Origin of the sequence: Bradyrhizobium sp. ISRA464, assembly GCF_029910095.1 — a bacterium.
Classification (GTDB): Bacteria; Pseudomonadota; Alphaproteobacteria; order Rhizobiales; family Xanthobacteraceae; genus Bradyrhizobium.
The window spans coordinates 6,938,172-6,951,954 of sequence record NZ_CP094526.1; the positions used below are offsets into that span (position 1 = coordinate 6,938,172).

Here is a 13,783-nt window from a genome sequence, read left to right on the forward strand (position 1 = left end):
GAGGTCATGGCGATTGCGTGCAGGAAAAGCCGCCGAAGCGGCAATTGCTTGGCGCACCACCGGGACACCCCGCCCGCGGACGAATATGTTGTCGGGGCAGGTCTCCTGGCTTGCGGGTCATCGCTGCTGTCCGGCCTTCCCGAAACCAAGCGGTTTCAGTGACTTTATTGGACAGCGGCTCGCCGCTTACAGTTGCGGGGGCAGCGCCGGCATTCGACCGGCTTCCCTCTTAGCTCCGGATCAGTGCGCTCCGGAGAACCTCGACGAAAATCAGTTATCCGAACAAGCAGCGTTCCGTCAACCTCTTGGCACGGCATCCTTCTGCGGCTCCGCTCAACAAGTCTGTAGGTGTGGCTCCATCGCGACGATCGCGATCTAAAGCCCCCTTTGCGCGATGAGTGTGCCGGGCAGTGCTCGCTTCGAACTCGGCCCTGGTCTCTGCACGCGCGAGTACATCGGGGTCGCATTTTGCCTGCAGCCGATGGCACGCGACAGATCGGCTTCGACCGAGCTACCAGTCGGTAGCCTTTACTAGCATCTTCGACATGTGAATCTCTCGACAACTTAGCAAGATCCGCCTTGCGGGACCGTCACCCTTGGAAGCTGTGGGTCAAATCAGCTTGCCCATCCCGGGCAAAGTGGTTCGAGCGGCTGGGCCGGTAAGCAGCTCCCGGTAACGTATCTATCCCGTCGGCCGTGTGCGCCGAGACGTGCGAATATGCTCTGGAAGGCATGGAAGATCTTGGCACTATCAATCAATCTCGCTTTTGCCGTGCTGGGCGCCCCCATCGATGTCGAACGGACCAGCACTGCGTTTGCTATGTATTTCAGGCCGCTGGACCAACGGCCATTCTGCGACAGTGCTTCTTGGCCATAACCGTTCTCTTTCGCAGCGTCCTCGCTATGTTGCTACCCCCGAGTGGCGGTGATGGGTGCCAACCGTGCGCAACCGCTTGGCAGAAGGCCTACATGTCCTTCTCCAACAATCAGCGAGGGTTGGCCGTCACAGTCCGGGCCGACAGCGTGACGATGCACATGAGTGCTCCTAGTATCGCGAGAGCAAAAGGCAGCCCAGCCATGTGTGCAACGAGCCCGACGCCAGCTGGACCGACGAGGATACCGGCGTAACCCGCCGTCGTGACGGCTGCGATCGCCAAACCTGCCGGCATCACCTTCTGCTTGCCAGCACGGCGGCATAACACCGGCACGATATTCGATGCACCCAATCCGATAAGCAGCAAACCCGCCATGGCAATCGCAGCCACCGGCGCGGCCAGCAGGGCCACAAAACCGATCATGATCGGCACAGGTCCGAACATCAGTGTGGCGCGGTCTCCGATTCTGATCACGAGGGCATCTCCGGCGAGACGGCCTGCGGTCATCGCGATGGAAAACAACATATAACCGAACCCGCCATGCTCTTGCGCCACAAGACCTCTGTCAATGAGAAATAAGGCGCTCCAGTCGATCATCGCGCCTTCGACAAGGAAGGTGATGGCCGCAAGCACCGCTATCAGCAATACGCTGCGATGAGGCAAGACAAGCAGTGGCTCTGACGGCGTGCGACGTGTCGCAAGCAACCGCGGCCATGCCGACAAAATCGCAACTATCATTAGCGCCGAACAAGCCAGCGTCGAAGCAAACGAGTCAATCCGCAGCGAGAGCAAGGCTGTCAGGGCGCCAGCGCCCGACAATTCGCCGATGCTGAACTGTGCGTGAAAGGTGGACATCAATGGGCGGCCGGCTGCTCGCTCTACTTCGGCCGCTTGAACGTTCATGGCTACATTGATTGAGCCGAGTGAAGCGCCAAAGGCAAGCAGCACCGCCCCGAGTTTCAGAGGTGTACTGGCGATAGCGAGCCATGGCAGGGTCAGCGCAAGGCCAAGTCCACCTACAAGAATAGTGCGCCTGGTGCCGTAGCGCGCCCCCGACAAAGCGGTCAAAGGCATGGCGAAGAGGGACCCCATGCCGAGGCAGAGCAGCAGCAGACCAAGCACGCGATGATCGACCGCAAGGCGCTCCTTGGTGAGCGGCACCAGAGGCGCCCAGGCCGAGAAGCCGAATCCGGAGACAAAAAATATGAGTCGCGTCGCGAGCAGGCCGGCCGGCGGATCGGCAGACGGTTTTACGGGGCACTCCGCAGAGAACGCACGTTACGAGTACGGCGCGCCGGCGTTTGCCGGCGCATGCCTGCACACGGTGGGCAGCCCGACGACGATGTCGTCGCGGAACATGCTTCCGTTACTGCAAGTCCAGTGCCATTGCGAAATTAACGCGACGTTCCTGGTGCAAACTTTCGGATGAGCCTATTTCTCGCGACTGCTTGCTATTGCGGGCTGCGGCACCCTCGGACCCACGACGAGTTTGGAGAAGTGTTGTCGTAAATCTCTCAAACCCAACACGGCACCTCCGGCTCAGATGCAGCATCGCTTCGTCGTAGAGCCCCATTGTAAACTCGACGCATTGTCTCAAGGGGCTGCGCCGCGAAGCTGCCCTCCGCGGTCATTCTGCAAGGTCTTCTTGGCCGGTTCTAGTGCTTCTTGTTCTTCTGGATCTGCATGATCGAACCAAGAGCCTGGGGGATAGGTTGCGATGCGCTTAGCAAAAAACGACTGCGGCTCCCAGGTTTTTCCCTCGGCCTTCTCAAAAATGATGACGCCGCCACGAGTGAAGTACCGAGGTCCTGGAATATTGCAGTTCACCACAATCAGGGCGCGCCATAGGCCGCTCTGTGTGGCCTCTTTTTCATCAACTTTCTGCAGGTAATCCACCTGGATCGGATCGCCGATAGTGCAGCGGCCGTGTCGCAGAAGATCGCCCAACCTGCCCTGAGCAGTCATCACAAAGTTGAAGTTGATGGGGTTATGCAGAAAGTGGAGATTCACCGCCTTTTCGCCGTTTGCGATTTCACTGGAGATCAGAGAGAGTGCGAACGCCTTCCAGCCCAATTCTATCGGCTTGGCATATGGCGAATCGACTTTTAACGCGCCGTCGGGCGCAGCCTGCCAGATAATGGCATATTCGGCGGCTTTATCGTCGCGATGTTTACTCCACGAAAAGAAGGCATATTCGCTCCCATCGTTCGATTGAGCGACTCCCCACCTTCTCGGGACGAAGTGCGCGACCTTCGCGACCTTGGAAATGATTTGCTCGATAGTGTCACCGTCTTGCGATCGCCAGGTTGACTTGACCTTGTCGACAAGGATGCTGTCCTCCGCTCTGACATCGCTGCTCGCGACGACCACGGCACCTGGGCAAATCAACAAGAGGTCGAGACAGAGCCAAAGCATGCACCTTCTGGTCATTTTCGTCATCTTCGTCATCGCGACTGGTCAGCGCCGACGCTTGAGCGGAGCGCTAGATTAGACTCATTTTTTTGCTGCAGCTCTGGTCCCGCCGGGCCAACGCGACCTGTTGAGAGTCTCGAGAGAAGCGAGGTGCTGGCAATCTAGAACAACTGTATGCCAGAAAGCATCCAATGCACCTACCAGGAATGGTTGGGTGCGCTCACTCGAATCCTTCAGTACAGTCCAACCGTGAAGCGGTCGTGGGAAAGATACTGAAGAATACTAACGTCGTTACAGATTGTTGAAGGTGATTGATTTGCAAGCACTCGGCGCGCTGATCGGAATGCTTCCACTTGCAGCGTGGTCGATGTGATGATCAGGCAATATCCGTCGGCCGAAATTCGCGGGCACGGAGTCCAACTTGGTCTGACCGCCCGAACAAGGTCGTACGCGTGGGACTCATATTCCGTTTGTTCGCTCGGGCGGCAGATTTAGGTGAAGGTCGGCTTCGACGCCGGGCTCGGACGGCAGAACGTTCATATACCAGCACGACGGATTGCGCGCTGACGTTACCAGACCTACGATCAACCAGCTATTTCGAACAGGTGATTGCTCTGGCTTATTGTCCATTGCATTTGCCGAGCGATCCCCCGGCGCTGACGCCTCAGGTCAGATCGGCAGCCGCAACGAAATTTCAGTGCTCATGAACGTCTTCTCAGGTGTCAGTACCAGCATATCGACGACGGTCATGGACCCTGGGCGATCATATAAATACTTTACGTGCCAAAGCGAGCCGACGTCAGGGGAGACGACGAAATCGCGAGAGTCTAACGCTCTGGCGATCATTCGAACCGCCTCGCTATTCCGCATTGATAGAGAGAACACCGCGTCCATAAGAACGGCTAGGCTCATTCCGTCAGCAAGGAGTGCGCGAGCAATAGCGTCGCCGTGAACTTGCCGGAGCGCTGAGATGACTACCGCGACAGCCTCTGGGTCCCTCACTCTGCCCAGCCTATTGAATCGCCACATAATGCTGAGGACAGAGCCGTGCCGCGAGGATTGCGCCGCCGGCCCTACGGGGGGCTGAGACTACAGTTGCACCCCATCGGGCACACGATCTGCAACGATCCGGAGTGACCGCCCTCCTGGAATATGCACATCGCTGGTACGCTCCGGGATGAGTGGCAACGTCAGGTATGGCTCGCCAATACAAGCTCTCGCGCCTCACATTGCCCGATGCAAGCTGGACGACGGTATTCCAACACGGCTCCAAGGGAACGAGCCTCGTCGACAGCCTTGGTGGCCCGCTGTATCAATGAGCAAACAAAACCCCGGCAATTGCTGCCGGGGCTTTCTTATTTTTGCGTTCCGCGTGACGCGACTGGATCAGAAGTCCATACCGCCCATGCCGCCCATGCCGCCGCCCGGCGGCATTGCGGGGCCGGCAGCGTTCTTCTTCGGCAGCTCGGCGACCATCGCTTCCGTAGTGATCAGGAGCGCCGCCACGGAGGAGGCGTTCTGGACCGCCGCTCGCACGACCTTTGTAGGATCGATGATACCCTTGGAGACCAGGTTGCTGTACTCGCCCGTCTGTGCGTCGAAGCCGTAAGAGTACTGATCCTTCTCCAGGACCTTGCCGACCACGACCGAGCCGTCTTCACCGGCGTTGATCGCGATCTGACGGGCCGGCCACGACAACGCCTTGCGCACGATCTCGACACCGGTCTTCTGGTCGTCGTTCTTGGTGCGCAGGCCCTTGAGCGCTTCGGTGGCACGGAGCAGCGCCACGCCGCCACCCGGCAGGATGCCTTCCTCGACAGCCGCGCGGGTCGCGTGCATCGCGTCATCCACGCGATCCTTGCGCTCCTTCACTTCGACTTCGGTCGCGCCGCCGACGCGGATCACCGCGACGCCGCCCGCGAGCTTGGCGAGACGCTCCTGCAGCTTCTCACGGTCGTAGTCCGAGGTGGTCTCCTCGATCTGCGCCTTGATCTGGGCAACGCGAGCGTCGATGTCGGCCTTCTTGCCGGCGCCGTTGACGATCGTGGTGTTCTCCTTGTCGATCATCACCTTCTTGGCGCGGCCGAGCATCTGCAGCGTGACGTTCTCGAGCTTGATGCCGAGGTCTTCCGAGATGGCCTGGCCGCCGGTCAGGATCGCGATGTCCTGCAGCATGGCCTTGCGGCGATCGCCGAAGCCCGGAGCCTTGACGGCCGCGACCTTCAGGCCGCCGCGCAGGCGGTTGACGACGAGGGTGGCGAGCGCTTCGCCTTCGACGTCTTCAGCGACGATGACCAGCGGCTTGCCGGTCTGCACCACGGCCTCGAGCAGCGGCAGCAGCTCGTTCAGCGAGGAGAGCTTCTTCTCGTTGATCAGGATGTAGGCGTCGTCCATCTCAACGCGCATCTTGTCGGCGTTGGTGACGAAGTAGGGCGAGATGTAGCCGCGGTCGAACTGCATGCCCTCGACGACGTCGAGTTCGGTTTCGAGCGACTTGGCTTCCTCGACCGTGATCACGCCCTCGTTGCCGACCTTCTTCATGGCGTCGGCGAGGAACTTGCCGATCTCGGCGTCGCCGTTGGCCGAAATGGTGCCGACCTGGGCGATCTCCTCGTTCGAGGTGACCTTCTTGGAGTTCTTCTGGAGGTCCGCAACGACGGCTTCGACCGCGAGGTCGATACCGCGCTTCAGATCCATCGGGTTCATGCCGGCGGCGACCGACTTGGCGCCCTCGCGGACGATTGCAGCCGCCAGCACGGTCGCGGTGGTGGTGCCATCGCCGGCCGCGTCAGCGGACTTGGAAGCGACTTCGCGCACCATCTGGGCGCCCATGTTCTCGAACTTGTCGTCGAGCTCGATCTCCTTGGCGACGGTGACGCCGTCCTTGGTGATGCGGGGAGCGCCGAACGACTTCTCGAGCACCACGTTGCGGCCCTTCGGACCGAGGGTGACTTTCACCGCGTTGGCGAGAACGTCGACGCCGCGCAGCATGCGGTCGCGTGCGTCTACGCCGAATTTGACTTCTTTGGCTGACATGGTTGATTTCCCTGAGTTTCATTTCATCTCACCCTGGATAGGACGCCCAGCAGGCGCTCCTCAGGGGTGAGCGGTGCGAGCAGTGGATTAGGCGGCCTTCTTGCTGGAAGATATTTCGGTGAGAACGCCCATGATGTCGCTCTCCTTCATGATCAACAGCTCCTGGCCATCGATCTTGACCTCGGTGCCCGACCATTTGCCGAACAGCACGCGGTCGCCGATCTTCAAATCAATCGGGATCAACTTGCCTGCCTCATCACGGCCACCTGGGCCGACGGCGATGACTTCGCCCTGGGAGGGCTTTTCCTTGGCTGTGTCTGGAATGATGATGCCGCCAGCGGACTTCTCTTCTGCGTCGATGCGCTTGACGACGACGCGGTCATGAAGTGGACGGAAAGTCATACAGTCCTCCTAACTATTTGCACGAGTTAACGATTCTCGACTGTTAGCAGTCGATGCCGGCGAGTGCTAACGCAGGCGGAACTGAAATAGGACAGGCTTCTTCCGGAGCAAGGGTCTGTAGCAAAAAAATTGGCGCTTACCCCCTACCTAAAGAAGGAGCCCGCCGTTTGCCGACGGGACCTTCCGACCAAAGCCAAGACGATTTGGTGGCCCCATTATGCCTCGGGCTACGCCCAACCCGACCAGCAGGTAGCGGGAACGACTTCGAGTTTTCTAAAGGCGTCCTTGGGTCCGGGACTTGCCACCGGTTGGGCTCGCATAAGAACCCTGAAAGATCTCTGACGGCCGGAAACGGCACTGCATCTGAAAGCAGAGGCTCTCATTCTTTTCAGCCGCGGCTCGCAGGCAATGTTGCCAGCAGTTCTCAATCCTCACTATTCTCCCCCCTCGTAGAACAGCTCCAGCGGCAGACCGACCAGAGCCTTGCCGATCCAATCGCGCGCGATCACATTAGAGGGCCCCATCGCGATGGCCGCGCGCGCGTCGCGGAAGGCGCGTTCGATCGGCCCCCGATGGTACCCATAGCCGCCCGTTACCGTCAGAGCCGTGGCCGCGACTTTGTTGGCGACTTCGGCGGCATGCACCTTGAACTCGGTCAGCGGGATAAGGATTTCACTCTGCGGCCTGCCAGCGCGCCACAGCGCGTCCAGTTGGCCCGCGAGTTCGTTGCGCCAAGGCCGCAGCGTCTCGACCAGCACCTTGGCTGCCCCGAGTTCCTGCCGGATCGCTTGGTAGTCCGAAAGACTCTTGTTCCGATCCCTATGCACGAAGCGTGTGGTGTGCGCGACCGCCGCGTTCAGCGCGCCGCGCGCCACACCTTCCCAGACAGAGCCGAGCCCAATCAAGTAGACGGGCGACACCCCGTCATAGATAATCTCCTTGCCCTGCCCTTCGGCACCAAGCCTGTCGCGTTGTGGTACACGCACGTTGATGTAGCGGATTGCGCCCGAATGATTAGCCTTGACACCCAGCGCATCCCATGGCCGTGACTCAATGCCGGGGGACGTGCCGTCGACGATGAAGAACACGATGTCGGTCTGATCCTTGGCGCCCGGAGTGCGCGTCTGGACCACATAATAGTCGGCTTGGCCCGAGCTAGTCGTAAACGACTTCTCGGCGTTGACGAGATAGTCCTCGCCATCTCGCGACGCTTCGGACAGATTGTACCACCAGTGCCCGCCGGTGGCGCGCTCGCTGGTCGAATAAGTGCCGAGCAGTCGTCCATTGTTCGATTTGAGCCATCGCTCCTTCTGATCGGTGCTGCCGAACAGATTGATGGTCTGCGCCGCGCCGACATGCATCACGTAGACGAGGCCGGTCGAGGCATCGACCTGCCCGATCCGACAGGCAGCCTCGGCGAAGTCGATATGGCTGCAGTCGAGCCCGCCGAACTGCACCTCGTTCAGCACGCCGGTCCAGCCGGCGTCCGACAATGCGTGGAGATTCTCCCGCGGAAATCGGCTCTCCTTGTCGTTGCGATCGGCGTTCACCTTTACGGTGGCGTCGATCGCCGCGTCGAGCCGAGCGTAGGCGTCGTCGTCGGCCCTGTGAGCGAAGTTGTCGTTGGTCATGGTCATTCTCCTGTTGGGCAGTGTCAAGCGAGAGCCTGCGTCGGCAACGTTCCGTTAAGATCGCCCCGGCGACGAGCCGCCGAGACGCAGCTCGGCAGCCACGCGGGCGAGTACACCGCGAGGGTCTGGAATGTGCACGCGACCCGCGTGCTCGGCCAGCTGCACCACATCGGCAAAGCGCGCACGATACCGGATCCAGCCTTGGCGCGGCGTCCCGTTGGATCCGATCAGGGCTCGCATTTCGCCGCCACGACTTCAGGCTCGATGTCACCGAGCGCCGCGGTGCTTCGAACGTCAGCGAGATCTCCGCACGCAAGAGCACCGGCCGCAACTGTGCCATCGCCGGACCGCTCGGCCGACAAGCCAGAGAGAGCGCCGGCTCAGCAAGACCCCATCTGGCGCAAGGCGGTCCGCACTTGCTGCTATCGTCGTCACGTCAACCATTGTCATTCGGCCGCCTGGACGTGCCCGGCCATGTTCGTTTCCAGCGTGCGGACCAGCGGAATGATGCGGCGGCCGAAATATTCGACATCTTCCTGGAAATGCAGGAAACCGAGCAACACGAGGTCAACGCCAACCTTCTTAAGCGCAATGATGCGCTCGGCAATCTGCTCCGGCGTGCCGATCAAATTAGTCTTGAATCCATCGTTGTACTGGACGAGGTCATCGAAGCTTGATTTCGCCCAATTGCCCTGACCTTCCGGCGACGCCTTGCCGGCGTTCTTGACCTCGCGCCCAAAGGCATTGACGGCCTCCGGATCGGCCTTGTCGATGATCTCATTGAGGACGCTGCGCGCTTCGGCCTCTGTGTCGCGCGCGATCGCAAAGCCGTTGACGCCGATTTTGACGGAACGGTTGTTTGCGCGGGCTTTGGCCATGATGTCGTCGACCTGCTTCTTGATCTCCTCGACCGAGTTGCCGTTGGTGAAGTACCAGTCCGATACCCGCGCCGCCATGTCGCGCGCCGCACGCGAGCTGCCGCCCTGGAAGACCTCTGGCAGAGGCTGCGCCGGCTTCGGCTTCAGCGTGTAGTCCTTGAAGCGATAGAAATCGCCGCGGAACGTGAAGCTGTCTTGAGTCCAGATGCCGCGTAGTGCCCGGATGAACTCTTCCGAGCGCCGGTAACGTTCGTCATGATCAAGCCAATGCTCGCCGATTGCCGCGAACTCGCCGCGGAACCAGCCGCTGACGATATTGACCGCGACGCGGCCTTCGGTGAGCTGGCTGATGGTTGCGATCTGCTTGGCCGCAACAGCCGGATTCCATGGTCCGGGAAGAAGGGCCGCGATCACCTTCAGCTTGTTCGTTGCTGCAAGTAGCGCATGGCTGAAAGCAACAGGCTCATGCTGAAACTCGGCCCCATAACCGGCTGTGAATCGGATCTGGCTCAGCGCATACTCGAACCCCGCCTGCTCCGCGATCTGCGCCAGGCGGCGGTTATAATCGATGTCCCATCCGGTGCGCTGCTCGATCTTGCTGATGACAAGACCACCGGAGACATTCGGGACCCAGTAGGCGAATTTGATCGAATCATTGCTGGTGCTCATGAAGGTACCTCAACGGTTTTGGCTGGAGTAGGACGTGACGCTGGCGCAACGAAGCACCCAGGCTGCTGTGCCAGCCGGTTGCGACGCCGCTCGTTCGAGCCGTCGTTAGATGTGATTTACGGGACGGTTGGCGCGGCTCAGGTCAGCTGATCGCCGCCGGCGCATGCTCGGTACGTCAGCAACAGGCCGCACGGCACGGCGTCAACGATGCGACGCATGTTCGAAATTGATCAAGGAGGCCAGAGCAAGTCATCCGCATTCTCCCTCGCAAGCGCGCTCGGCGAGCAACTGATACTCGCAGAGAAACCGATCACGCGCGAGTCCAAGGCGCACTCTTTTCCATGCGGTCGGGGAAAGCAACATTCTCTTAATCGCGTTGAACGCGTCGTTTATTGCTGCAGCTCTGGTCGCGAGCTTGTTCAGCAGTGCTGAATGCCAATCGCATTGATCCCAACGATGCGACCTTCGAACACGGCCTTTCCGAGTGCGATGTTCGCTTTGGCGCCCGCGCATTTGCGGCTGTCGACCCAGGCGGTACACGATCGACCACTTAATCAGTCGCTTTAAGACGCCGCCTCATCGCTTGAACGAAGTTACGGCCGCCTGAATTCTAGGCGATCGAATGCGAACATCGGGTTTGATCATCTGCGCACCGTTTAGCGGAGCTGATATCGCCGCGGCGGCAATTACGTTGCCGACAATGCGCTGCATCAGTCCTCGTTGGACGTTGTCGGAAATAAGGACATGGCTTTTGCTAACGGCGCCGCGGGCCGCCTGTTCCGGCCCGCGGCGCCTTCAACAAGTCGTAGGCTACTAAAGCGCGCATTCGTTGCGATCGATACGGGTGCGTTGCTAGATCAAACGCGTCGTTCGGCTCCTCGGTTTGCCGCTCGCTAATTTACGTGCCGTGGCCGACCCGTAAGCGCCAGTTCCGCAAAAGCGATCGGAACCGCGCCGGCTTACCAAACCCTGCGTCCACCTTTGCGGGACGACATCGCACCTCATCCAGGCTGCAGTCTCACGTCTGGCCTTTGCTATGTCATTGCTCGGGTGGTGGACTATCAGCGTTGGCACCCCCTTGGATCCTAGAGCTCCTTATCTTGAGTAGAGGTACCGAACCATATCGGTCAAGCCCACGACATAGCGGTCGGCTGCCCCGCCGGCTTGCACCTTTACGCAGTGCAGCAACAATCATCAGGATTGGAACATCTGTCGGCGCATGGCGTTCCACCCGAGGCTTACGGCGATCGATTTCGATCGGCTCCGATGGCCCAGGCCGTGGCACTCATCGGCACCAGTATCGAGCGTCAAAGGCACCATTCATTCAGGCGACAAGACTTCGTCGATTAACCCGTTAGAACAATTCCGATGATAAAGCTTCCCATGACGGCCGAGGGGCATGCTGCGCTCGAAGGTGAACTGCGTCACCGCATCCGCACCGAGCGACCAGATCTCGTTCAGCGAATTCAACAGGCGATCGCCAATGACCGAAATCTGGTCGAGAACTCGGAATATCAGATTGCGCTTGCGGAGCAAAGCGTTAACGACGCTCGCATCGCCGAGCTGGAAGATAAGCTCGCGCGTGCTGAGATCGTCGACGTGTCCAGACTTTCCGGCGAGCAAATCAAGTTCGGAGCGACGGTGACGTTGATAGATGAGGACACTGGTGAGAAGCGGATCTGGCAGATCGTAGGCGAAGCCGAAGCCGATGCGAGCAAACACAAAATTTCAGTAACCTCGCCAATTGCTTTGGCATTAATTGGAAAGAGAAACGGAAGTACGGTGGTCAAGGCGCCGGGCGGTACCAAGACCTACAGTGTGCGACAAGTAGAGTGGCTCCAGAGCAAGCCCAAGCAAGAGCAAGTGTAAGCGTAATCGACGAAGGCGCCGACCGCACAACCATAGTTACGCGACAACCTATCGGGGATCCTGCTCTAGGTCATCGCGTACAGGGCGGGACTCGGCGCAAGCAAAAGCATAGCCGACTAGTGTAGTCTTCGGCGGGAAGAGCCGGTGGCGATCGAGACCAAGCTCTTTCCCGGCTTCATTGCCTCGGGGGCTCGCTTCGCCGATCGAGAGCGCCCAATAGCGCGCACACGAGTCTCGGGTCGACCAATGAGATCAACGTTACATCGGGACGCGAACATGCCGGGACGACTGGCGCCGGTTCTACTGGTACTGTGTGCGTTCATGATCGTTGGCCTCATCGGCTTGTACGTAGTCGGCGACCTGTCCAGATTTCAGGAAGCTATTTCAATAAGTGAGGGCCAGGTCGCCATGCGCAGCGTGAGTAATCCCGAACAACTGGATCAAGCGCTAAAGCAACATCCCTCAAATGCGATGCTGAAAATGATCGCAATGGCAAGGCTGGATGCGATCGAAATGGATGCTGCCGCGCGGAGGTTACTAGCCGGTGCCGAGCAAAATGATCTTCCGAAAGCAATCGATTTAGCTTCCAGTCGCAGTGATCTAGACAAGCTCCTACGCGATCTGAAAGCCGCCGAGCGTGGTATCGCTACTTTTGAACCCCGTTATATCGCTCTGATCAAATCCGAGCGCGGCAAATTGGAAAACGAAGCCCGTTTGCTCCGTCTTGGAAACGAAACAGTTCTCAGATTTATGAGCATGATTGACGCGCAGCACACCGAAATAGTTGCCGTAGCTTCCAAACTGTCGGCCACGCACACTGAATACTACAAGGCCTATGAGAAGTGTGTGACGGTCCTGCTGAGGGATTTTGGTATCTACAAAGTGACAGAAGGTCAGTTCGTATTCCCGTTTCAATTGACTGCAGACAACTACAATCGTGCTTCAGCAGCAATGATCACCGCTACACAACGCATTGCCGAACTGGACAATGAAATGACCAACCTGAGGGCGCTCCAGCTGAAGAGATGGAAGGCTTTCGTTGGACAATTAAGCGAGCGCATCCAACAGCCGATGGTGGAATAAGGGCAGACATGCAGCGTCCTTTTCAAAGAACCGGACGCGATTCTTGGGCATGTCGCCTCGTGGGGAGACCGCTATCCCCAGGGGCAAATAGTGCCAAAGCTGTTGAACCTGTCAATCTGAAAGCAGGTCCGCAGGCACGCGATTGCATAACGGTGAGGCGCCACCGCGTTCCTTGCGACGCCGAGAGCGAAACGACGTGTCTGCGGCCGTCCGCTCGCAGATCATCTTGGGGGTCGCAAGAACGGTGTGGCAGGAATGGTGTCAATGCTTCTCGTCCGGATGCGCTCGCCAGTCACGGCCTACCGTCTGGTGGCCCTCATCTGTCTTATCCATACGCCCTGCGCGATCAGCGTCGCTTTCCTTGGCTTTCCAATCACGCCCAATTTGCACATCCTCTCCGCGTCCCCGTTCCTGTGCGCGCGACTGCTCCGCTTGTTGAGGGGTCTGATCGGGCTGCACAGGGACCGTCTGCGCTTGGCCAGTCCTTCCCGCTTCTTCGGCGGAGGTGGGAACGAGACCACAGGACAGCAGCATTGCTGTTGTTACCGCAACGATACGCATGCGTTTCTCCTCCATTCAGATGAAACACTAACGACTCACCTGAGCTTCGGTTCGCTGATTTCACGCTGGTTCCGGTGCAGGTGAGCGGTGCAGTATGGGCGCAGAAGGGCGTAACATTGATGCTATAGACTCAAAGCGGAGACCGCGACGATCACAAATAGGCCCCTCGTCCGCACGCAGGAATCAGGCTGTTACCCCTTAAGTCTCGGCACGTCTCGTCCTGAAAATAAGAGCCATCAGGCAACCGACGAGACACTGCATAAACCCGCTGCGGTGATCCTCACGACCCATGTGTCCATCGGTTACTCCATCCTCAAACCGGCCGAGACGTTGCACATTGAAATCGTCAATTGAGCTTTACGTTCGT

At 59.2% G+C, this 13,783-nt stretch carries 9 protein-coding genes and 1 riboswitch; of the genes, 2 read left to right on the forward strand and 7 right to left on the reverse strand.

Annotated features, from left to right (window positions below; translation table 11 throughout):
* Positions 1-77: 77 nt before the first annotated feature.
* Positions 78-278: riboswitch (cobalamin riboswitch) on the reverse strand.
* 708 nt (positions 279-986) lie between these two features.
* From MTX19_RS32205 to sfnG, 6 genes are all read right to left on the reverse strand, one after another.
* The gene (locus tag MTX19_RS32205; RefSeq protein ID WP_280984945.1) at positions 987-2,099 is read right to left on the reverse strand and encodes an MFS transporter; all 1,113 of its coding nucleotides are present in this window, start codon (positions 2,097-2,099) and stop codon (positions 987-989) included.
* A gap of 369 nt (positions 2,100-2,468) precedes the next feature.
* Positions 2,469-3,314: a nodulate formation efficiency C protein gene (locus tag MTX19_RS32210; protein WP_280985646.1), complete on the reverse strand. Its 846-nt coding sequence runs from the start codon at positions 3,312-3,314 to the stop codon at positions 2,469-2,471.
* A gap of 1,359 nt (positions 3,315-4,673) precedes the next feature.
* On the reverse strand, positions 4,674-6,323 hold the full coding sequence (gene groL, locus MTX19_RS32215; RefSeq protein ID WP_280980822.1) for a chaperonin GroEL: 1,650 nt from the start codon (positions 6,321-6,323) through the stop codon (positions 4,674-4,676).
* Positions 6,324-6,410: 87 nt separating this feature from the next.
* Positions 6,411-6,725: a co-chaperone GroES gene (locus tag MTX19_RS32220; RefSeq protein WP_280980823.1), complete on the reverse strand. Its 315-nt coding sequence runs from the start codon at positions 6,723-6,725 to the stop codon at positions 6,411-6,413.
* A gap of 434 nt (positions 6,726-7,159) precedes the next feature.
* Positions 7,160-8,356 (reverse strand): acyl-CoA dehydrogenase family protein, encoded by a 1,197-nt coding sequence (locus MTX19_RS32225; protein ID WP_280980824.1) that lies wholly within the window; start codon positions 8,354-8,356, stop codon positions 7,160-7,162.
* Positions 8,357-8,802: 446 nt separating this feature from the next.
* Positions 8,803-9,903, reverse strand: coding sequence for a dimethylsulfone monooxygenase SfnG (gene sfnG / locus MTX19_RS32230; protein ID WP_280980825.1), 1,101 nt, complete (start codon positions 9,901-9,903; stop codon positions 8,803-8,805).
* Between the two features lie 1,368 nt (positions 9,904-11,271).
* Between sfnG and greA the strand changes: the two genes are divergently transcribed.
* Entirely contained in the window at positions 11,272-11,772 is a 501-nt protein-coding gene (gene greA, locus MTX19_RS32235) for a transcription elongation factor GreA (protein ID WP_280980826.1), read from the forward strand.
* Positions 11,773-12,048: 276 nt separating this feature from the next.
* Positions 12,049-12,855 (forward strand): hypothetical protein, encoded by an 807-nt coding sequence (locus tag MTX19_RS32240; protein WP_280980827.1) that lies wholly within the window; start codon positions 12,049-12,051, stop codon positions 12,853-12,855.
* Positions 12,856-13,116: 261 nt separating this feature from the next.
* On the opposite strand, the gene MTX19_RS32245 is transcribed toward MTX19_RS32240, so the two are convergent.
* Positions 13,117-13,416, reverse strand: a complete 300-nt coding sequence (locus tag MTX19_RS32245) for a hypothetical protein (protein WP_280980828.1) — start codon at positions 13,414-13,416, stop codon at positions 13,117-13,119.
* Between the last annotated feature and the right edge of the window lie 367 nt (positions 13,417-13,783).